Raw genomic sequence first — 21,207 nt, forward strand, 5'->3', positions numbered from 1 at the left:
AAAAAAGGTCGGATATTACTTGCGTTCATATATTATACATCTAGTAAACAATTATAAAAGCACAATAAAGATGCTGAAAACGGTAAATGATAAGGATTTTTTCATTGCTTCTAATCATATGCTATTAACTCGTATGGCAGTCGTTTCCTTAGTAAGTGTGGCTATATTTATTTATAATGTTTATGTGGATTTTATATTTTTTGGAAATTTTCCAGACTTTACATTTCGAATTAGAATGTTGTCCATTCACATCGGAAGTGTGGTTCTCGCCATTTTATTTTTACTTATATATCGGATGAATCGGAATAACGATCATTTTTATCATTCATTCTTAGCTACTTTTCTTATTAACATCGGAGTTTTTTCAACTGTTTTTTTAGGTGCTCTATCCTCCATTAATAGTCAACGATTATCAGGAAATATTGACGCCTATATTGTTTTTTTACTTAGCGTTGCTGTCATTTATCCGTTAAGACCTAAATATACTCTTTCCATTCTGTTAAGCAACCATACATTTTTCCTTATTCTTATTTGGCTAACTAGTACTAATAAATACAGTGTTATGACAAAGCAAATGAACACGACTGCTGCACTAATCATCTCATGCTTTATTTCCATTTCGTTTTATGCCTATAGAAAAAAAGATTATATAAACAAGTTAATGATTCAGGAGAAGGAAAAGAGCTTTCGAAGCTTATTTGAAATCAATACATTTCCTCAAGTACTTGTCAGAATGAAAGAAAGTACCGTTATTTTAATCAATCAAAAGGCTCTTGCTTTTTATGGTTTTACGATTCAAGATGCTCAAAACAAAGATGCAATCTTTTTATTTAAAAATGAGGATGAAAAGAAATCGATTTTACAGCAGGTAGCTGATACTGGTAGTTTATCTAACTATATTATGGAGCAGCAACTAACATCAGGTTTGACGCAATGGGTCATGGTTAATTTTGAATATATCGAATATCAGAAAGAACCATGTATGCTTTGCGGGATTATCGATATAACAGATTTAAAGAAAATGGAAGCGGAGCTTACAAGGCATGCAACAACCGATAATCATACTGGGATTCTAAACAGGCGAAGTGGGATGGAAATCATTCAAGATGCACTGTTGAAATCACAAAAACAACCCATGGATTTTACAATTTGCTTTATCGATATAAACAATTTGAAGCATGTAAATGACACATTCGGTCATGCCGAAGGAGATTATATGATTTATAATGTATGTCAAATCATTTCACAAACGATTCAAACAGAAGATATTTTTTTCCGATATGGTGGGGATGAATTTATTATAGTATTTTTCGAAACATCCATACAGGAAGCCGAAAAAATATGGGTAAAAATTAAGGAACATTTCGCTGAAATTAATGATTCACATTATCAAGACTATGAGCTTTCGGCCAGTCATGGCTTATACCACTTTCAGTCTGGTATGAAGGTTTCTCTAGAAGAAATGCTTAGACAAGCTGATCTTGAAATGTATAAAGAAAAAGCGATGATAAAGAAGAAGGAACGTACAGGAGTTTTCATTTAAAAAAACTATCCGTAAATGAAGTGACCCCAAAAAGTTAGACATTTATTTTCATTAGGCAGCTTCTAAGGTTTGAGTTCGGTATTGCACTGGACTCAAACCTTTTAGTTTTGCCTTAATTCGTTTGTTATTATAGTAATCTATATATTTTGCCAATTCTTGTTTAAAATCCTCAACACTTTCAAATTCCTGTGTATATAATAATTCTGATTTTAAGGTATCAGAAGTTTTCCATTACAGCGTTTTCATAACAGTTACCTTTACGGGACATACTCTGTGTAATATTTCGTTTTTTTAATGCATGTTGGTAATGAGGCATTCGGTAATGCCAGCCTTGATCTGAGTGGATAAGGGGTTTGTCTTCGTCCGTTAGTCGTTCAAATGCCTGTTCTAGCATTGTTTTAACAAGGGAATATTTTGGTCTTGAATCGAGTGTATAGGTGATGATTTCACTATTAAATAAATCTAATATCGGAAATAAATAGAGCTTTTCCCTAAATAAATTAAACTCTGTAATATCGGTTACCCACTTCTCATTTGGCTTTTCTGCTTGGAAGTTTCGATTCCCCATGATACTGATACTGCCTTACCCAGTTCATTATCAAAGCTTTAGATGTACCTATGGACGCCCCAATCGAAGCATAACTCTCTCTTCCACCTAAATAACGTTGAACTGCCGCTAATTTATCTTCTACTGTAAATTTAGTCATAAAAAAACTGCTCCCCCAATTATTAGACTCTGTCTAACAATTGGGGTGCAGTTCAAAAACGGATAGCTTTTTTTTACTGTCTATCAAAATAATTGCTTATTCGATTATTTTGCTTCTAAAAAGCGTTTTTCAACTGCGTTCCAATCAACTACATTCCAGAATGCAGCTATGTAGTCAGGACGACGATTTTGAAATCTTAAGTAGTATGCATGTTCCCATACATCTAATCCTAATACAGGAGTTTTTCCTTCTGAAAGAGGTGAATCTTGATTTGCAGTACTTGTAATTTCAAGTTCTCCGTTGTTAACTACAAGCCAAGCCCAGCCAGATCCAAAGCGAGATTTTGCAGCATTTGCAAATTGGTCTTTAAATGCTTCAAAGCTACCAAATTTTGCATCAATTGCTTTTGCAATTTCTCCTACTGGTGTACCGCCACCATTTGGTGAAAGAAGGTTCCAGAATAGAGAGTGGTTAGCATGTCCGCCACCATTATTACGAACTGCAGTACGAATTGCTTCTGGAACATCGTTTAAACCAGCAACTAAAGATTCTACAGTTTGTTCTGCTAGTTCAGGATAGTTTTCAAGAGCTGCATTTAAGTTAGTTACGTATGTGTTATGGTGCTTCGTATGGTGAATGTTCATTGTTTCCTTGTCAAAATGTGGTTCTAATGCGTCATAAGCGTAAGGTAATTGAGGTAATTCATATTTTGCCATTGTGTATTCCTCCCTAATTTTATATTGAATGGATGCGTCGCATCTGATTCTTATTTTACACTATTTCTAAAGTAGATAAAAACATTCTGCATTGCTTTTTCACATTTACGTAGCAAATCTACTATTCTATAACAAATGATATGCTTTTCAAATTAGGAAGTAACCTTGTTTAACAGAGCCTGCTTACGTTACAATGAAGATGCTGAATCTTAAGAAGGAAGTGAAATTATGCCTTTATTTTCCCAGCTTTTTAAGAGCCTGTACTCGCCTAAGGAAATGGCTCGCTTTCGATTTCAAAAAATCGGAAAAACGATATTATACATATTATTACTTGCAATTTTAATGACCATACCCGAAATGATCCAAGCTGACCGATTTGTTAAAGAGCAATTCATCACATTACAGGATTATTTTCAAAAAGATGTGCCAAATTTCTCAATTGAAAACGGTACATTAAAAGCAGATTCACAAAATCGAGTTAAAAAGGTTGAAAATGATTATACCTTTCTATTCGACCCAAATGGTATAGAAACATCTATCTCACCTTCTGAAACCAATGGATTATATTTGCTGAAAGATCGTTTTGTAATGATTTCAAATGGGCAAAAACAAAGCTATACCTATAGCAGCATGAGTCAATCTTCCATTACAAAAACAGAAATTCTCGACTTTTTTACCTATTTAAAATCAATTTATCCCATTGCTATTTTGATAATTGGTATCAGCTTATGTTTTATTAATTCCTTTACGTCATTCTTTGGAGTTACTTTATTAGCGTTCATTGGTACCGTTCTTTCAAAACAGATGAATCGTCGGCTTTCCTATAAACAGATATGGACTCTTACAACCTATAGCATTACCATTCCAACAATCTTTTTTATGATTATGAAATATTTGCGTATAGCTGTTCTTTCACCTTTACTCATCTTTACACTCGTTACATTGGTGCTCCTTTACATTACAGTGAGAGAAGTTCCCACAACGACCAAAAAAATAAAGTAAAGCTATCCTAAACACGAGGTAGCCCACACATCGTTTCTTTCCTATCTTGAGGTTAGATCTTTTATTACCCTTTAACAATTATAAAAATGTCACAGAGTGGCATTTTTTTTTAGGACAAGCATATATTTCTACAAAAGGAGCGTGGGATATATGAAACGACTTGTGGCTACCCTATGTATTCTATTAATGGGCTATGTAATCTTCTATGATATTAAAATTGGAACTCTTCCCTTGCTACACTCCTATAATAGTAAGCCAGCAGCAGCAAACACAAACACCCAACAACCCTATGAAGAAATCGAAATAAAAAGCGGGGATACCGTTCTTTCCATTGTTGAAGAAATCAACAATAAGCAAATCCCATCCATTGAAAAGATTGTTGATGATTTTAAAGAGCTTAACCCAAATCAATCACCTGGAAAACTAAAGGTAGGAAAATCATACAAGTTTCCTATATATAAAGCTTCGCCTCAAAAAACAAGCTAACTCCTCCTTACTTGCAAATCGATTAACGAGTAAACCTAGACCAAATGAAAAGTATCATTATTCTTGTCAATTTACTAATGGCATTGTTACAATAAACGAGGAATAAACTATTAGCACTTAACTCTTTATAAGGAGAGCGATCTATTCGTGAATGAAATTACACACCGTTCGCAAACTCGTCCTGTTAAGGTTGGCAACTTGACAATTGGCGGTAATAATGAAGTAATTATACAAAGTATGGCGACGACAAAAACACATGATGTTGAGGCAACTGTTGCTGAAATATTACGGTTAGAGGAAGCTGGTTGTCAAATCGTTCGTGTAGCTGTTCCTGATGAACGTGCTGCCAATGCGATTGCAGATATTAAAAAGCGGATTCATATTCCACTTGTAGCGGATATTCACTTTGATTATCGTTTAGCATTAAAGGCTATTGAAGGCGGCGTGGATAAAATCCGTATCAATCCTGGAAACATTGGCCGCCGCGAAAAGGTCGAAGCCGTTGTAAACGCTGCGAAGTCACGTGGCATTCCAATACGGATTGGAGTAAACGCAGGATCATTAGAACGTCGTATCCTTGACAAATATGGCTATCCAACTGCTGATGGTATGGTTGAAAGTGCGTTGCATCATATTAAAATCTTAGAAGATTTAGATTTCCATGATATTATCGTTTCAATGAAAGCATCTGATGTAAATTTAGCAATTGAAGCGTACGAAAAAGCATCTCGTGCTTTTTCATACCCACTGCATCTAGGAATTACAGAGTCAGGGACTTTATTTTCTGGTACTGTAAAAAGCGCCGCAGGTTTAGGTGCTATTCTTAGTAAAGGAATTGGAAATACGATTCGTATTTCCCTTAGTGCTGATCCAGTCGAGGAAGTAAAGGTAGCACGGGAATTACTAAAATCATTCGGTCTCGCTGCCAATGCGGCAACATTAGTTTCTTGTCCTACATGTGGTCGTATTGAAATCGATTTAATCAGTATTGCAAATGAAGTGGAAGAATACATTTCTAAGATTAAAGCTCCTATTAAAGTTTCTGTACTTGGATGCGCAGTAAATGGACCTGGAGAAGCTCGCGAAGCAGATATCGGAATTGCCGGTGCAAGAGGAGAAGGTCTTCTATTCCGTAAGGGAGAAATCATTCGTAAAGTACCAGAAAGCGAAATGGTGGCAGAATTAAAGAAAGAAATCGATAAGATTGCTGCAGAATATGCTGCCGCAAATAACAAAAAATAAAAAAGTATTTCATTCTTTTTTTCCATTTAATTAAAGATAAAAAAATTAGGCTGCCTCACTCCGAAAGAACTCGGAATATAGGCAGCCTAATTGGTGTATAAATGTCTAAAATTCACTATAAGACTATGCAAGAGACTCACTAATTTGTTTGCATTCCGGACAAATTCCGTATATTTCAAACTTATGCCCCGTCACTTGATAGCCTTGCAAATCCTTCAAATTTTCACTCAAGGGACAGACATGAATTTCCTTTGTTTTTCCGCAAACTAAACAAATAAAGTGATGATGGTGTTCATCTGTTTGACAAGTAAAGCGAAAATTCTTTTCTCCATTCAATTCTGTCTGTTCTAAAATATTTAGCATTACAAATACAGATAAGTTACGATATATTGTATCAAAGCTAAGGCCAGGATAGTCAGCTTTCATATGTTCAAGCACATCTTTAGCGGTTAAATATTTATTGTAGGATGCAAACAAACGTAGCATATCTTCCCGCTTTTTCGTATGTTTATATCCCTTCTCCTTCATTACTTGCAACGCTTCTGTAAGATTCATACTTATCCCCTACTTTATGCAGTTTTTTCTTCTTCTAAGCAATCAATAGCTCCCAATAAAATAGGGGCTACGTTAAGCTGGTATGACGTAATGAATCCCAGCACCTTGATCTTCTAAATCTATGTATGTTATTTGTACCCTGTTCATTTTTTCGAAATGATTACGATTTAATCCTCTGTGCATTATAGTATGTTTCACAGCGCTTGTAAACTATCTCCCATTTCGATTGCGAGAATACATATGATGAAAATCTCTTATCCCTACTATGGAATACTTACAAGCTTCTTTATCATATATTCCTAACAAAAGCAAAACTTACCCCCTCTATTTATTGGCCTTATCCCCACTAACGTAGCACAGGGTTACAAAGCCTTGAAGTAGAGGTCATACTCGGGATAAAGGTGTAGAAAGCGAGGGATTTCTAGTTGAACATTATTCAACAAATCGTGAATAAGAAATTAAATGGAATTACTGCTGAGGAACTAATGAAGTATGCTAAAGAATATAACATTGCAATCACTGTGAAACAATGTCAGCAAGTGGCTACTCTCATGAAGGGGCAAAACATAAATATTTATAACGATACAGAACGCTTACAACTTATTAAAAAAATTGCGAAAGTAACGTCCCCTGAAACAGCAAGACAAGTAAATGTATTGCTTCAAAATCTAGTCAAGCAATAAGGAGGTCCTCTCCTTATTGCTGCATTATCTTTTCAAGCAATTCTGGATCAAATTGATTCTTAACAAGCATTTCAATTTCAAATTTATAAGGAGGCTTTTTATTTGCTTTATCTTCACCCACATATGGAGTTTCCAAAATTTTAGGAATCAGTTCAAGCTGGGGATGATGAACGATATAGCGTAATGCCTCGAAACCAATCTTACCAAATCCAATGTTCTCGTGGCGGTCTTTATGTGAACCTAGCTCATTTTTGCTATCATTTATATGCAATACCTTCAACCGATCGATACCGATTATTTTATCAAATTGATCAAGCACATCATCAAAAGAATGGATTACATCATAGCCAGCATCATGCGTATGACACGTATCAAAGCAGACGGATAACTTTTCATTAAGAGTCACACCAGATATAATTTCGGCAAGCTCTTCAAACGTTCTACCGCATTCCGATCCTTTTCCAGCCATTGTTTCTAAGGCAATTTGTACATTTTGCTCAGGAGTTATGACTTCGTTTAGACCTTCGATAATCTTCGTAATACCTGCTTTTTCACCTGCTCCAACATGAGCTCCTGGATGAAGAACAATTTGCTTTGCGAATCCTAATGCTTCCGTACGTTCAATTTCTGAACGGAGAAAGTCTACTCCAAGCTTAAACGTTGCAGCATTTTGCGTATTGCCAATATTAATAATATAAGGAGCGTGTACGACAATTTCATCAATTCCATGCTCTCTCATATGCGCCTGTCCTGCTGCAATATTTAAATCTTCAATGGGCTTTCTTCTCGTATTTTGCGGAGCTCCTGTATATACCATAAATGTAGTAGCACCATAAGACACTGCTTCTTCACTAGCTCCGAGAAGCATTTTTTTACCACTCATCGAAACATGGGAACCAATTTTCATAATCTTCACCTCTTATTATTTGCCATAACCATCATACTACAGTGCAGAAACTTGAGACAATGAAAAAGGGACAAAGATTGCCCCTTTTTCCTAAGATACACTATTTCGTTTTTTTCTGAAATTTCTTCTTTACTTTTTCCCGATCCGCAGCAAGCTTTTTCTTATATCCTGGTTTTACCTTCGTAGGTTTTTTCACTACCTTTTTCGTCATACTATCCAGAGTTGATCCAGGCTTTTTACGTTGTTGTCGTTTGTTTCTCGCTCCTAAATCAACCCACTCACCACCTTTAAGATCTATATACTTAAAGGTAATGTTACGTTTTTCTAACTTTACAATTGAATCTTCATCAGAAGGATCATACATCGTAATCGCTACTCCTGAATGACCAGCACGTGCTGTTCTGCCAACACGGTGAATGTAAAAATCCAGATCATCGGGTAGTTCGAAATTAATGACATGACTGATTCCTTCAATATCAATACCTCGAGCTGCTAAATCGGTAGCAACAATATATTGATAATCTAAATCTTGAATTTGCTTCATCATTTTCTTTCGTTCACGCGGTGTTAAGTCCCCGTGTATTCGCCCTACTTTTAGCCCTAGCTCAGCTAATCCATTAGCAACTTCTTCTGCCCTTTTTTTCGTATTGGTGAACACAATCGCTAAATAAGGCTGATACTTTAGTAGCATATCATGAAGCAATGTAATTTTATTCCGATGGCGAACTGGAATCAGATTGTGTTCTAGATTTTCTGCTGCTACATGCTTTGGATTAATGTGAACATACTCTGGATGTTCCATATATTTTTTTATAAAATGTTTCAGCTTTTCTGGAATCGTTGCAGAAAATACAAGCATTTGTAGCTCTTTTGTCATTTTTGAGGCAATCTTATCCACATCGTGAATAAAACCCATATCCAACATAATATCTGCTTCATCTATTACAATCATAGATGCAGTGTGAATGAGCAGTGCTTGTTCATCCACTAAATCATAGATACGTCCAGGTGTACCTACAACAATATGAGGCTGCTTTTTCAATTTTTCAATCGAACGCTTTTTATCCGTTCCCCCTACGAAACAACGTGAGCGTATCTCTTCTTTCGAGAATTTTGTTAGATTCAAAACCGCATCGTAAATTTGCTTAGCAAGTTCACGTGTTGGAGCTGTAATAACGAGTTGTACTTCCTCATCATGTGGATTCACCTTGTCCAAACATGGAAGTAAATAAGCATGAGTTTTCCCAGATCCAGTTTGAGATTGTCCGATAACACTCAAACCTTTTTTTGCAATTGGAAATACCTTCTGTTGTATTTCAGTAGGCTCTGTAAAGCCCAGCTCTTCTACTGCTTGTATGAGAAATGGTTGAAAATTGAACTGCTCGAATGTTACAGTTTTCATTCGTCCACCTTCTTTCTATTCGTTCAAAAGTAAGTCAAGTCACCATTATAGCTGATTTTTCTTTATAAATCTATCCTTAGTTTACTTTTCTTATGAAATACTAACCTGATTTCTCTCTAAAGCATACAGTAGTATATACACCTAAACGAAAGAAGGTTGTTTACCATGTTTCCAAGACAAATGCCTCCCTATGGACAGCAGATGCCAGGGCAACAGATGCCTGGACAGCAGATGCCAAGGCAGCAGATGCTAGGACAGCAGATGCCAAGACAACAGATGCCTGGACAACAGATGCCTGGACCACAGATGCCTGGACCACAGATGCCTGGACCACAGATGCCTGAACAACAAATGCCTGGACCACAGATGCCTGGACAGCAACAGCCTTTTCCTTATCAAGGAATAGGAATGCCTCCGATGCAACCACCGCAGCAACAACGACAGGGATTTTTATCTAAATTATTCGGTCAAAAGAAACAAGCTCAAGCTCCGTACGGCCCTTTTGGAAATCAACCCCTCAATCAGCAGGACATGACATTGTACGCTCCGCAATTACTTAACCAAAACCAGCAACAGCAACGTGGCGCAGGGCAAGTTATGAATCCATATAACAATTCTGCTGCGAGAATGAGCAGTACGGTAACTACACCAAGTACAACAACTGCTGCACAAGGAGGAATCGGTTCATTTTTTTCTAATTTAATCGCTGACCCCTCCTCTATGATTGGAAATGTAGAAAAGGTCGTGAAAGTCGCGCAAACAGTCGGGCCAGTCGTTCAGCAATACAGTCCCATGATTAAAAATTTTCCTAATGTAACGAAGCTCCTATCATCCTTACAAAAAAAAGAGCAACCAAGCAATACTTCCCAGGCCGTAGAAGCAGTCGTTGTAAGCGAACCACAGCTAAAAACAAAGACAAAATCACTAGAAATAAAAGAAGAAAAGGACAAAGCAGCTGTTCATGAACCTCATAACCCTGAGAATAAACCCAAATTATACGTTTAAATTTCAATCTTTTTGTTTTCTCTCTTCTCCTCCATTATAATGAAGAAAGCAGACATAGCTTATATCGGTTAACTAAGTATGTCTTGATACATGACGAGTCATACTCAGGATTACCAAACTTCATAGGCATGAAACTGAAAATATATCCTTGAAAAAAGGAGAGGAAAAACTTGAAAATTATTAAAATTTCTCCTCGCGGATACTGCTATGGCGTAGTTGATGCGATGGTTATTGCACGCAATGCAGCACTAGATCCAACGTTACCGAGACCAATTTATATTTTAGGAATGATTGTACACAATAAGCACGTTACAGACGCGTTTACAGAAGATGGAATTATTACGGTAGATGGCCCAAATCGCTTAGAAATATTAGATAAAATTGATTCAGGTACGGTCATTTTTACTGCCCACGGAGTATCTCCTGAAGTAAAAAGACGTGCGATTCAGAAGGGATTAACTACCATTGACGCTACGTGTCCTGATGTAACAAAAACACATAATTTAATTCTGCAAAAAAAGGAAGAAGGCTACCACATTATTTACATTGGTAAAAAAGGGCACCCAGAACCTGAGGGAGCTGTCGGCATTGCTCCAGAAATCGTTCATTTAATTAGTAACGAGGAAGATATTGCAAAATTAGTCATACCTACAGAAAAAATTCTAGTAACCAATCAAACCACGATGAGCCAATGGGATGTGAAGCATCTCATGGAAAAAATACAAGAGAGTTATAAGACTGCTGAATTTCATAAAGAAATCTGTTTAGCTACGCAAGTTCGTCAAGAAGCTGTTGCAGAGCAAGCAGGAGAAGCAGATGTAACAATTGTTGTAGGCGACCCGAAAAGCAACAATTCTAATCGTCTCGCCCAAGTATCTGAAGAAATAGCACATACAAAGGCGTACCGCGTAGCTGACGTAAGTGAAATAAAGCTTGAATGGCTTGAAGGGGCAAATACAGTAGCTGTTACTGCAGGTGCTTCTACCCCAACTCCCATTACAAAAGAAGTCATTTCGTTTTTAGAACAATACGATCCAACGAATCCGGCTACTTGGGAACGATTACGAAAAGTACCATTAGGTAAAATACTTCCAAAGGTGAAAACAAAATAACAAAAAACAGACAATCCTGAAACGTATGGTTGGTACAGTACGTTTCAGGATTGTCTTTTCTTATAGAAATAAAAATGGATCTGTATGTATCGTAGAGCTGTGCACTGTCACTTGGAAGTTCTTTTCAAGCAATGCATGCTGGAGTCTCTTTTGAACACCTTTTTTCATTACTTTTTCTACATTATGTCCGGGATCAATCATGTTTAAGCCAAGTGCCATCGCATCATGAGCAACATGATAATACAAATCTCCTGTTATATACACATCAGCTCCGCGAAATTTTGCTTGCTTCCAATATTTATTTCCATCTCCGCCTAGCACAGCTACCTTTCGTATGGAATCTTGCAAATTCCCGATAACGCGAACAGCTGGAACATCTAGGCATTCCTTTACATATGTTGCAAATTGTTCGAGTGTCATTTCATTTACTAAATTACCTATTTTACCTAATCCAAGCGAATTTGCTTCGTTTTCTAATGGATAGATATCATAGGCCACTTCTTCATATGGGTGGGCCTTTATCATTGCTTGTATAACACTCCGCTCTATAGATGCAGGAAAGACTGTTTCGATGCGGACTTCTTCCACTTTCGTAAGCTCACCTTGTGTTCCGATAAAAGGAGTCGTACCATCCTTTGGCAAAAAGGCACCTACTCCTGAGCCTGCAAAGGTACAATGACTGTAGTTTCCAATATATCCTGCTCCGCTATTTCCTAATGCATCACGTACCGACTCTGCATGGGTAGCCGGAACAAACACGACAAGTTTTTTTAGCTTGTCTTCATATGTAGGAACAAGTACTTCTGTATGCTGTAATTGTAATGCTTCTGCAAGCAAGTCATTAACACCGCCTGGAGCGATATCCAAATTTGTATGAGCCGCATAAACAGCAATGTTATGCTGTAAACAAGCTTGAATGATTCTTCCTTGCGGTGTATCAGTCAGTATATTTTTTAAAGGATGAAAAATAAATGGATGATGTGCAATAATTAACGTACATTCCTTAGCTATTGCCTCCTTTACGACTTCCTCTGTTACATCTAGCGCGATTAAAACGTTAGAAATCTTGGAGGAAAGAGAACCAAGCTGCAGGCCAACTCTATCTCCTTCCATAGCCAGAGATTTTGGATAAAATTGTTCAAACATAGTGATAATTTCATGACCATTTGGAATTTTATTCATACCAATCCCTCTTCTATTAATTGAATTTTTCTAGTCATTTCTTCCCGTTTTTGCGTTGTTTCCTCCCCAGGGGCTGCTCCTTCAAGCTGATGATGAATACGACGCAAATTCGTTAATTCATGTAGCCATTTTTTTCGAAATACATCAGATTGTTCACGTAGTAGGTAAGGACCCATTAATAGACCTGCTTCTAATTGATTGCGGTAAGGTCGATAGACATCTCCAACTTCTGCTACGAGAATTTCATATATTTTTCCGTCTTCCTCGAGTATTTTCTCACTAATAAGCTCCCAATCGTTTTCCATAAGCCATTTTCTAACAACATACGAACCTATATTTGGTTGCAAAATTAATCTTGTAACTCCTTGTAGCTTATCTTTACCACGTTCCAAAATATCACGAATCAGGGCGCCGCCCATGCCTGCAATCGTAATGACATCTGCTTCCCCTGCTTGGAGAACGTCCAACCCATTTCCCTTTCGGACCGAAATCTTTGCTTCTAGACCGCATTGCTGTACGTTAGATTGTGCAGCATGAAATGGGCCATCTACTACCTCCCCGGCTATGGCATATGATATCATACCCTGTAACACAGCATAGCACGGTAAATACGCATGATCTGATCCAATATCGGCTAATACGGACTGAGAGGGTATTTCCATCGCTACCGCTTCTAATCGTTTTGATAACTTTCCTTCATTCATTTGTTAAACCTCAATCCTTTTTCAGTATGTCTTCATCATATGAATTTATTGCATTCGTTGCAAGATATAAAGTGAAACTTCCTTAAGTATGATGCATTACTTGCCAAAATACTTCTAAAATAAAAAAACCCTTTATGTTTATCCATAAAGGGCAGAGATATTATTTTTTTTCAGCTAAATATGCGGCTACCTTTGCTGCTCCATCACCTGATACTAAACCTGCCGGCATATTCCCTTTCCCATTCATTAGAATGCCTTTTATTTCATCTTGAGAGTATTTACTTCCAACCTTTTGTAAATTAGGTCCAACGGATCCTTCTAAGTTTGCACCATGGCAAGTTGTACATGTTTGCTTTACAATTTCTTCTGGCTTAGCTTCGGCAGTTTTTGGTTCATTTTTTGCCGTTGCCATTTCCTTTTGTTGATTTACACCTTGAAATGAAAAAACAACCATTAGAGCAATTCCTATTAGAGCGATAAGTGCAAATGGAACTAACGGATTACGTTTCATTTTCTTATCCTCACTTCCCCTAATTAGATTTTGCATTTCTATTGTACTTGAAAACACTTTACCTTAAAAGAGAAAAAATGTTAATATAAGGAAATAAAGCAAAAACGTTTTTTTACATGATTATCCTATTTTTACGCTAAATATCTAGCTGAATGTGGAAAATCCGTCATCATATGTAAATAATGCTGTAACTTCAAATAGAATCTGATCGAAAAATTTAAAAAGGAGCATTTGCAAATCAATAAACAATTCTGTAAAATAAATTACAAGAATTGTAATTGCCAAACATAATCCAATCTGTGGATAAATATAAAAAGTAATACAAAAGAAAAAAAGCTTACTTCATAATATGAGAAGTAAACTTTCAAAAAGAATCTATTCTAAAAAATCTTTAAGACGCTTACTACGACTTGGATGTCTTAGCTTACGTAAAGCTTTTGCTTCAATTTGACGAATGCGTTCTCTAGTAACACCGAATACTTTGCCAACCTCTTCTAATGTTCGAGTACGACCATCGTCTAAGCCAAAGCGCAAACGAAGAACATTTTCTTCCCGATCGGTTAATGTGTCTAGAACGTCTTCAAGCTGCTCTTTTAATAACTCATATGCTGCATGCTCAGCAGGAGATGTCGCTTCTTGGTCTTCAATAAAATCTCCAAGATGTGAATCATCTTCTTCGCCAATCGGTGTTTCTAATGAAACAGGCTCTTGCGCTATTTTTAATATTTCGCGAACTTTTTCAGGTGCAAGATCCATTTCTTCACCAATTTCTTCTGGAGAAGGCTCACGTCCTAAATCTTGAAGCAATTGTCGTTGTACACGAATCAATTTATTAATCGTCTCAACCATATGAACTGGAATACGGATTGTTCGTGCTTGGTCAGCGATGGCACGTGTAATGGCTTGACGAATCCACCAAGTAGCATACGTACTAAATTTATATCCCTTACGGTAATCGAATTTTTCCACTGCTTTAATAAGACCCATGTTACCTTCTTGGATTAAATCAAGGAATAGCATGCCACGACCTACGTAACGTTTTGCAATACTAACAACAAGTCTAAGGTTCGCTTCTGCTAATCGGCGTTTTGCTTCTTCATTTCCTTGTTCAATACGTTTTGCTAACTCAATTTCTTGTTCAGCAGAAAGTAAATCAACACGGCCGATTTCCTTTAGATACATACGTACAGGATCGTTTATTTTAACGCCAGGAGGAACACTTAAATCATTTAGGTCAAATTCCTCTTCTTTTGCAAGCTGATGGGAATTTGGATCTTCGTCAGAGTCACCAATTAATTCTATTGCTTGTTCTCCTAAAAATTCATAAAATTCGTCCATCTGTTCTGATTCCATGTCAAACCCGCTCATACGCTCAGCGATCTCTTCATAGGTAAGAACACCGCGTTTTTTACCGAGTTCTGTTAATTGTTCTTTTACTTGGTCAAGGGTGACATCATTTTCAATTTCTTTAGAACGAGCTGATTTGTCAGCCATTTGTTCCCCTCCTTACACGAGATACAAAAATTGATTATTATTGATTCTTATTCAACAGCTATTTTCTTGCTTTGCGTCTATTGATGATATTCTCTAGAGCAAATGCAGCAGCCACATTCGGATCTATCTTTTCTAACTTTCGTAATTCAAATATGTTCCGCATTTTATCTAAGTGTTCCTTATGGTTTTGTAAGGATTGAATATCTCCTTCAAATAACTCACGAGAGTATGTTGGATTTATAAAGATATCCGCCGATATATCAGCGACGATTTTCTTTAAATCATCCTGAGATAACCAATCCATAAATTTACTAATATTCGGTTCGTTTCCTTTTTCATAATATGCATACACTTCGTATAAAATCCCTTTATGCTCTTCTGAATGAAAATATTGAAGATAGCTTTGCAGATTTTCCGCAACCTCTACACTTTGCAAGGCATGATATAGTAATTCTCTTTCGGATCTTTCATAACCTGCAAGTTTTGGCTTTAAACCTACGCTTTGCTTTTGCTCCTGCACATTACGGCTTGGTTGTCGGTGATATTTACGAAGTTCACTACGTAAATCCTCCATCTCGTACGGGAATTCTTTTGTCAGCGTCTGTAAATAAGGCTGAGCCTGTACAAAGGTTGTTAGCCTTGCTAGTTCTTTCACAACCGCTTGTACATATTCCCCTTGCTCTTCAGGATCTTGTAAATTTCGTCCAGAACGAAGAGAATGCAGTTTAAAATCAATAAATGGAATGCATTGCTGGACTAACTTCTGAAAGGAATCGGTTCCTTGCTTACGAACGAATTCATCTGGATCTAATTGATCAGGAATAAGAACAACCCTTACTTGACAACCAGCATTCAATAATACATGTCCTGCTTTAATCGTGGCAGCCTGACCAGCTTTATCTCCATCGTAGCATAGTACTACAGATTCAACGTTTCTGCGTAGTATACGTGCTTGTTCTTCTGTTAAAGCTGTTCCCATCGTTGCTACAGCTTCATCTAAACCGCTGTTTACTGCTGCAATAACGTCTGCATACCCTTCCATCAAAAGAACCCTTTGTCGTTTTCGCATCATGGCACGAGCTTGATGGAAATGATATAACGTGCTACTTTTGTGAAAAATTGGTGTTTCAGGACTGTTCATATACTTTGGTGAATCATCACCTAATGTACGTCCGCTGAACGCAATCGTTTTACCTTGTAAGCTTTGGATGGGAAATATAATACGATTTCGAAAGCGATCAAAATAGCTACCATCTTTATCACTTTTCATAACCAAACCTGCTTGCACCATTTGTTCCAAGGCGAAACCTCGCTTTTGCAACACACGCGTTGCATGGTCCCAAGCTACGCTTGCATATCCAATTTCGAACTTCGAAATCATTTCTTTCGATATTCCTCTGTTAAGAAGATATTCTAATGCTGGCTTAGCATCTGGCGTATTCATAAGAAGATGGTGATAATATTTCTTTAGAAGCTCATGGGCTTTAATCATATCAGAATGATGGTCCGTTGTTTCTTCTGGCTCAGACACATATTCATTCATCGAAATACCTGCTCTATTTCCAAGCCTCATTACAGCTTCGGCAAAGGATATATTCTCTATCTTCATAATAAAAGAAAGAGCATTTCCACCTTCACCACATCCGAAGCAATGAAAGATTTGCTTATCCGATGAAACTGAAAACGACGGTGTATTTTCCCCATGGAAAGGACATAAACCGAAGTAGTTGCGTCCCTGCTTCTTCAATTGAACATAATCGCCTATTACTTCTACGATGTCCACAGATTGTCGAATACGTTCTACAACTTCTTCGGGAATTCGATTTCCCATAACAACATCCCCGTGTCGTATTTTTATTCGCTATAAGTTAAAGGATTCCTTCATGATTCGACAATATTTTTTGTAAAGTATACAAAAATTGCTTGCGATCCTCGTTTGTAAAAGGCTTTGGACCTTTTGTAAAGGTTCCTCCTTGCAGAAATTTACCGATTGTATAAAATTGTCTCCATATCCCTTTCATCAAGTTTTGTACCTCTTGGTGAAAGGACTTGCACATCTTTCTTAACAACTAGCTAACCCCATATCTTGGGTAACTACGAGATCTCCTTTTTTTGTATGTTTGTAGATATAAAAGTCTACCTCGTCTTTAAAGGAGTCTACGTAAATCCAATTTCCCTCTTTAAAATACGTCTTGTGTGGATAAGATGCGATGAAATACAGTTCGACTTCGTATTTTTTTTGCAACCCGAACAATTTCTTCTTTCACAGGGCATGCATCACTATCAATAAAAATCCTCGTGATTTTTAGCATATTTCTCTATTCTACATCCCTTCTGTGAATCCTTCCATAGCATTTGTTTAAATGGTAAGATTTTTGCACTAGTATACAAAGAAAGGCGGACACTCTCTCCCCTGCTACCAAAGAAGAACGTTCTTCACCAATCCATTATTCTTTATTTAGGAGTGTTTTCTCCAAAGAAATAACTGTAATATTCTAGACGTACTTACTCTTTTAAACAATACCAAACACAAATCCTATCCCTAGTGTATTCGTAACTAACTAAGTCTAAACGTAAAATGTGAGTTTTTATCACAATTTTTTATTATAATATAAAAGTCTATAATTCGCTACTACTACTTTTACTTTTTCACAAAAAAAGTACATTTCCAAAAGGAAATGTGCTTTAATAACTTTGTTGATTTTGTATCACATTTAAAATCACACTTGCTGATTCTTCAATAGCCCGGTTTGAAACATCAAGTACTGTACATCCAATCCTATCTATAATCTTCTCAAAATGCTTGATCTCATCATTAATTCGATCTAAATTCGCATAATTTGCTCCATCACTAAGGCCTAATGATTTCAATCGTTCCTTCCGAATATAATTCAGCTTTTCAGGATCTATTTTTAATCCAAAACATTTCTCCTTTGGAACTGAAAACAATTCTTCTGGCGGATCAATTTCAGGTACAAGCGGAACGTTTGCTACTTTTAATCGCTTATGCGCTAAATATTGAGAAAGCGGAGTTTTCGATGTGCGAGATAATCCAATTAAAACAATATCCGCTTTCAGAATCCCTCTCGGATCTCTTCCATCATCATACTTCACTGCAAACTCAATAGCTTCAATTTTTTTGAAATATTCCTCATCAAGCTTACGTGCTAATCCAGGTTCATAGCGAGGGGTACCTCCCGTGGTAGATTGTATTAGATCGATAAGCGGTCCAATAATATCATACACTTGTACCTTTTCCTTCGCTGCTTCTTTAATTAAATATTGCCTCATCTCAGGCTTTACGAGAGTGAAGCAAATAATTGCATGATTGCTCTGTGCCATTGAAATGACTTCTTTTAACGTTCCCGTATCTTCCACATATGGAACACGGCGAATGTCAGGAGTAAAAAGAAATTGCCCCATAGCAGCACGAACAACTAAGTCAGCTGTTTCTCCTACCGAATCGGACACAATATATACAATTTGATTGCTCATTCCATTCCCTCACTTTAGATAAACTGTTACACCAATTCATTGTTAACCAAATCTACAAATGCACGTGTAATATTTGTTTTCGTTATACGTCCGACTACTTCATATCCATCATCTGTGTCTTTTACAATTGGCATAGAATCAATTTGTTTTTGAATTAAACGCTGCGCGACATCATACAACGTATCTTCCTTCTTACACATTGTAATATTTGGCATTCTTGTCATGATGATATTAACAGGTAGGTCAGTTAAATCTTGCTTACCAAGACTTGCTCTAAGTAAATCCTTACGTGATACTACACCAACTAACTGTCCCTTTTGATTTACAATAAATAAAGTCCCTACATCTTCTAGGAACATCGTACATATTGCATCATAGACAGATACATTCGTATCTATCACAACGGGACTAGACATGTGTGCCCGGACTGTCAGTTTTTTCAATGCTTCTGACAACAATTGTCCACCAGTTTTTCCAGTATAAAAATATCCTACGCGTGGACGCGCCTCTAAATAACCTGCCATTGTTAAAATAGCAAGATCTGGCCGCAAGGTTGCTCTCGTCAAGTTTAGCTTTTCTGCTATTGCTTCTCCGGTTATCGGACCATTATCCTTAACAATTTGAACGATTCGTTCTTGTCTTTTATTAATTTCTATGGTAATCACCACCTTTATTGACAGCAGCGTAAATGTATATGCTAGTTCTCTACTATTATATACTAAATAGACTAAGCAAAAAAGAAAGGACGTTATTCTTACTTCATATATGTACAATTTCTGATGCAACTATCGTCTACTATATGGATTTCCATATACGCTAACTCTCTTTTCATCTTCCCTTATTCCATTTTGAATTTATCCAATTGATCAATAAATCGTCTTGATTTCAAGTATATCCCACAATACTCATCATAGTACGCCCGAATAGCGAGCCGAATTTGCCGTTTTGTTTCCTCTTTCACTGACACATTTCCTAACCTTGACAGATCAAAATGATAAAACAAGCGTATAAGCTTACTTGCTGCCTCTGATAAAGGAAAACTATGCTGATCTTGTTTTGCATGCCGTTCGCATAGAAAGCCGCCTTCTCGAACAGAGAAGGCGACAAAAGGATGACTTTCCTGACATACTGCACATGTATCAATAGATGGATATAATCCAAGAACAGGTAGCATTTTCACTTCAAATATGAGTGCTAATACCTCTGCATCCACTCCTTCATTCATATATTGTAAAGTCTGATAAAGTAATTCAAATAAAAATGGATTATGTTGTTTTTCTTCTGTTGCCTTATCCGTTAATTCCATTACAAAAGAAGCGTATGCTGTTAAAAAAATATCCTCCCGTATCTCTCGCACGGAAGACACAATCTCACCTTGCTGAAGGGTACCTAGACCTGAGCCCACTTGTATTAGAAAGTAACCATAGGTAAATGGCTGTGTAACAGAAGCTAGCCTACTTTTAGGCTTTTTCGCACCACGTGCCATTGCACTAATTTTTCCAAATTCTCGTGTTAAAAAAGTAACTATTTTATGTGTCTCGCCATAGTCATTTGTGCGAAGTACAATTCCTTCTACTTTTTGAAACATGTTCATCACCGTCCAAGGAATGAACGAACTAAGGTCAAATTAGAGAATCAAAATCAGATAGATCTTGACTCTGTTGTTCTTGATTATCTTTTTTTTCTTGTTCTAGTTCTTTTATGAGAAGATACGTTTCAATGTTGCCCGTCTTGGTAAACAAATTCCACGTAAAATTCAACATAAGACTCCCCCTAGTGAATCTAATTTCGATTGTTATTAAATTGACCTTATTCGTTCATTTTCATGTGAGAAAAATTTTTCTAATTTAAACAAAATCTTTACAAAATATAAAAATCTACATAGGTCTACTTAGGGAAAATAAAGTGTTCTTTCATTTTATCATCTTACGTTTGTTAAATTAAATATTTTTCATCATAATTTATGCCTAATTTCTAAATTTCATATTGAGTTTTTATGTAAACAAGCGTAACCTATACAAGTCAAGATATTTGAATATGTATAAATAATAAAGTGAAACTTTCCTGCCCTTACATTGCGGGATAAATGAAAGGAGAAGGAGGATGAATACAGATATACATCAATTTAAAGCTGAATTCTTTAAGGCACTTGCACATCCTTTACGCATCCGTATTTTAGAAATACTAAGTGAAGGTGAAAAAAGTGTAAATGAGATTCAAACGATTGTGAATAGTGAAGGATCCGCTGTTTCTCAACAGCTAAGTGTTCTTCGTGCAAAGAATATCGTCGTTGGCACAAAACAGGGAAAACAGGTATTATATTCCCTTCGAGACCCTATAATAACAGATCTATTGGCTGTTGCTCGTGCAATCTTTAATAATCAGCTTGGATATACGATTTCGATGTTAGAAGATCTCGAAGAATAAAGAAAAAATCTATTATCATTAGATGAAATGAAAC

At 36.7% G+C, this 21,207-nt stretch carries 24 protein-coding genes and 1 pseudogene; 8 read left to right on the forward strand and 17 right to left on the reverse strand.

Annotation, left to right across the window (positions count from 1 at the left end):
• The first annotated feature begins 19 nt into the window (after positions 1–19).
• On the forward strand, positions 20–1,543 hold the full coding sequence (locus ACM5BR_RS08470) for a sensor domain-containing diguanylate cyclase (protein WP_416827239.1): 1,524 nt from the start codon (positions 20–22) through the stop codon (positions 1,541–1,543).
• Positions 1,544–1,594: 51 nt separating this feature from the next.
• On the opposite strand, the pseudogene ACM5BR_RS08475 reads toward ACM5BR_RS08470, so the two are convergent.
• The 3 genes and pseudogenes from ACM5BR_RS08475 to ACM5BR_RS08485 all read right to left on the reverse strand — a co-directional run.
• A pseudogene (locus tag ACM5BR_RS08475) lies at positions 1,595–2,102 on the reverse strand (IS3 family transposase); the annotation flags it as partial.
• A complete protein-coding gene (locus tag ACM5BR_RS08480; RefSeq protein ID WP_416827240.1) occupies positions 2,074–2,250 on the reverse strand; it encodes a transposase in 177 nt (58 codons plus the stop codon). The pseudogene ACM5BR_RS08475 and the gene ACM5BR_RS08480, both read right to left, overlap by 29 nt.
• Positions 2,251–2,354: 104 nt before the next feature.
• A complete protein-coding gene (locus ACM5BR_RS08485) occupies positions 2,355–2,966 on the reverse strand; it encodes a superoxide dismutase (protein WP_416827241.1) in 612 nt (203 codons plus the stop codon).
• Positions 2,967–3,194: 228 nt separating this feature from the next.
• Between ACM5BR_RS08485 and ACM5BR_RS08490 the strand changes: the two genes are divergently transcribed.
• The 3 genes from ACM5BR_RS08490 to ispG all read left to right on the forward strand — a co-directional run bounded on the left by ACM5BR_RS08490 (position 3,195) and on the right by ispG (position 5,696).
• Entirely contained in the window at positions 3,195–3,968 is a 774-nt protein-coding gene (locus ACM5BR_RS08490; RefSeq protein ID WP_416827242.1) for a DUF1189 domain-containing protein, read from the forward strand.
• 150 nt (positions 3,969–4,118) lie between these two features.
• Positions 4,119–4,454: a hypothetical protein gene (locus ACM5BR_RS08495; RefSeq protein WP_416827243.1), complete on the forward strand. Its 336-nt coding sequence runs from the start codon at positions 4,119–4,121 to the stop codon at positions 4,452–4,454.
• Positions 4,455–4,601: 147 nt separating this feature from the next.
• Positions 4,602–5,696 (forward strand): flavodoxin-dependent (E)-4-hydroxy-3-methylbut-2-enyl-diphosphate synthase, encoded by a 1,095-nt coding sequence (ispG, locus tag ACM5BR_RS08500; protein WP_416827244.1) that lies wholly within the window; start codon positions 4,602–4,604, stop codon positions 5,694–5,696.
• A gap of 123 nt (positions 5,697–5,819) precedes the next feature.
• Here ispG and ACM5BR_RS08505 read toward each other — a convergent pair whose 3' ends face one another.
• Entirely contained in the window at positions 5,820–6,251 is a 432-nt protein-coding gene (locus ACM5BR_RS08505; protein WP_416827245.1) for a Fur family transcriptional regulator, read from the reverse strand.
• A gap of 425 nt (positions 6,252–6,676) precedes the next feature.
• Between ACM5BR_RS08505 and ACM5BR_RS08510 the strand changes: the two genes are divergently transcribed.
• Positions 6,677–6,934 carry a DUF2624 domain-containing protein gene (locus ACM5BR_RS08510; protein ID WP_416827246.1) on the forward strand — a complete coding sequence of 86 codons (258 nt, stop codon included), beginning with the start codon at positions 6,677–6,679 and terminating at the stop codon, positions 6,932–6,934.
• Between the two features lie 13 nt (positions 6,935–6,947).
• On the opposite strand, the gene ACM5BR_RS08515 is transcribed toward ACM5BR_RS08510, so the two are convergent.
• Together ACM5BR_RS08515 and ACM5BR_RS08520 are read right to left on the reverse strand one after the other, a co-directional pair.
• Positions 6,948–7,844: a deoxyribonuclease IV gene (locus ACM5BR_RS08515; RefSeq protein ID WP_416827875.1), complete on the reverse strand. Its 897-nt coding sequence runs from the start codon at positions 7,842–7,844 to the stop codon at positions 6,948–6,950.
• A 97-nt stretch (positions 7,845–7,941) separates the two neighbouring features.
• Positions 7,942–9,243, reverse strand: a complete 1,302-nt coding sequence (locus tag ACM5BR_RS08520) for a DEAD/DEAH box helicase (RefSeq protein WP_416827247.1) — start codon at positions 9,241–9,243, stop codon at positions 7,942–7,944.
• Positions 9,244–9,408: 165 nt separating this feature from the next.
• Here ACM5BR_RS08520 and vrrA point away from each other — a divergent pair, with 165 nt between their 5' ends.
• Together vrrA and ACM5BR_RS08530 are read left to right on the forward strand one after the other, a co-directional pair.
• A complete protein-coding gene (vrrA, locus tag ACM5BR_RS08525; RefSeq protein ID WP_416827248.1) occupies positions 9,409–10,248 on the forward strand; it encodes a VrrA/YqfQ family protein in 840 nt (279 codons plus the stop codon).
• Between the two features lie 170 nt (positions 10,249–10,418).
• Positions 10,419–11,360, forward strand: a complete 942-nt coding sequence (locus tag ACM5BR_RS08530; protein WP_416827249.1) for a 4-hydroxy-3-methylbut-2-enyl diphosphate reductase — start codon at positions 10,419–10,421, stop codon at positions 11,358–11,360.
• 60 nt (positions 11,361–11,420) lie between these two features.
• Here the strand turns inward: ACM5BR_RS08530 and ACM5BR_RS08535 are convergent, their stop codons facing one another.
• The 11 genes from ACM5BR_RS08535 to ACM5BR_RS08585 all read right to left on the reverse strand — a co-directional run bounded on the left by ACM5BR_RS08535 (position 11,421) and on the right by ACM5BR_RS08585 (position 20,509).
• Positions 11,421–12,542: a Nif3-like dinuclear metal center hexameric protein gene (locus ACM5BR_RS08535; protein WP_416827250.1), complete on the reverse strand. Its 1,122-nt coding sequence runs from the start codon at positions 12,540–12,542 to the stop codon at positions 11,421–11,423.
• On the reverse strand, positions 12,539–13,246 hold the full coding sequence (locus ACM5BR_RS08540; RefSeq protein ID WP_416827251.1) for a tRNA (adenine(22)-N(1))-methyltransferase: 708 nt from the start codon (positions 13,244–13,246) through the stop codon (positions 12,539–12,541). Before ACM5BR_RS08540 ends, ACM5BR_RS08535 begins: the two co-directional genes overlap by 4 nt.
• A 160-nt stretch (positions 13,247–13,406) precedes the next feature.
• Positions 13,407–13,757 carry a cytochrome c550 gene (cccA, locus tag ACM5BR_RS08545; RefSeq protein ID WP_416827252.1) on the reverse strand — a complete coding sequence of 117 codons (351 nt, stop codon included), beginning with the start codon at positions 13,755–13,757 and terminating at the stop codon, positions 13,407–13,409.
• Between the two features lie 375 nt (positions 13,758–14,132).
• Entirely contained in the window at positions 14,133–15,251 is a 1,119-nt protein-coding gene (rpoD, locus tag ACM5BR_RS08550; protein ID WP_416827253.1) for an RNA polymerase sigma factor RpoD, read from the reverse strand.
• 58 nt (positions 15,252–15,309) lie between these two features.
• Complete coding sequence (gene dnaG, locus ACM5BR_RS08555; RefSeq protein ID WP_416827254.1) at positions 15,310–17,082, reverse strand: DNA primase; 1,773 nt, start codon at positions 17,080–17,082, stop codon at positions 15,310–15,312.
• A gap of 37 nt (positions 17,083–17,119) precedes the next feature.
• The gene (locus tag ACM5BR_RS08560; protein ID WP_416827255.1) at positions 17,120–17,275 is read right to left on the reverse strand and encodes a hypothetical protein; all 156 of its coding nucleotides are present in this window, start codon (positions 17,273–17,275) and stop codon (positions 17,120–17,122) included.
• A gap of 38 nt (positions 17,276–17,313) precedes the next feature.
• Positions 17,314–17,505 (reverse strand): DUF188 domain-containing protein, encoded by a 192-nt coding sequence (locus tag ACM5BR_RS08565; protein ID WP_416827256.1) that lies wholly within the window; start codon positions 17,503–17,505, stop codon positions 17,314–17,316.
• A 431-nt stretch (positions 17,506–17,936) separates the two neighbouring features.
• Positions 17,937–18,746 carry a pyruvate, water dikinase regulatory protein gene (locus ACM5BR_RS08570; protein ID WP_416827257.1) on the reverse strand — a complete coding sequence of 270 codons (810 nt, stop codon included), beginning with the start codon at positions 18,744–18,746 and terminating at the stop codon, positions 17,937–17,939.
• Between the two features lie 26 nt (positions 18,747–18,772).
• The gene (locus ACM5BR_RS08575) at positions 18,773–19,411 is read right to left on the reverse strand and encodes a helix-turn-helix transcriptional regulator (protein ID WP_416827258.1); all 639 of its coding nucleotides are present in this window, start codon (positions 19,409–19,411) and stop codon (positions 18,773–18,775) included.
• Positions 19,412–19,584: 173 nt separating this feature from the next.
• Positions 19,585–20,334, reverse strand: a complete 750-nt coding sequence (recO, locus tag ACM5BR_RS08580; protein WP_416827259.1) for a DNA repair protein RecO — start codon at positions 20,332–20,334, stop codon at positions 19,585–19,587.
• 34 nt (positions 20,335–20,368) lie between these two features.
• Positions 20,369–20,509 (reverse strand): YqzL family protein, encoded by a 141-nt coding sequence (locus ACM5BR_RS08585; protein WP_416827260.1) that lies wholly within the window; start codon positions 20,507–20,509, stop codon positions 20,369–20,371.
• 340 nt (positions 20,510–20,849) lie between these two features.
• On the opposite strand from ACM5BR_RS08585, the gene ACM5BR_RS08590 reads away from it, so the two are divergent.
• On the forward strand, positions 20,850–21,173 hold the full coding sequence (locus tag ACM5BR_RS08590; RefSeq protein WP_416827261.1) for an ArsR/SmtB family transcription factor: 324 nt from the start codon (positions 20,850–20,852) through the stop codon (positions 21,171–21,173).
• Positions 21,174–21,207: the final 34 nt, after the last annotated feature.

Source organism: Ectobacillus polymachus, assembly GCF_048159605.1.
Classification (GTDB): Bacteria; Bacillota; Bacilli; order Bacillales; family Bacillaceae_G; genus Ectobacillus; species Ectobacillus polymachus.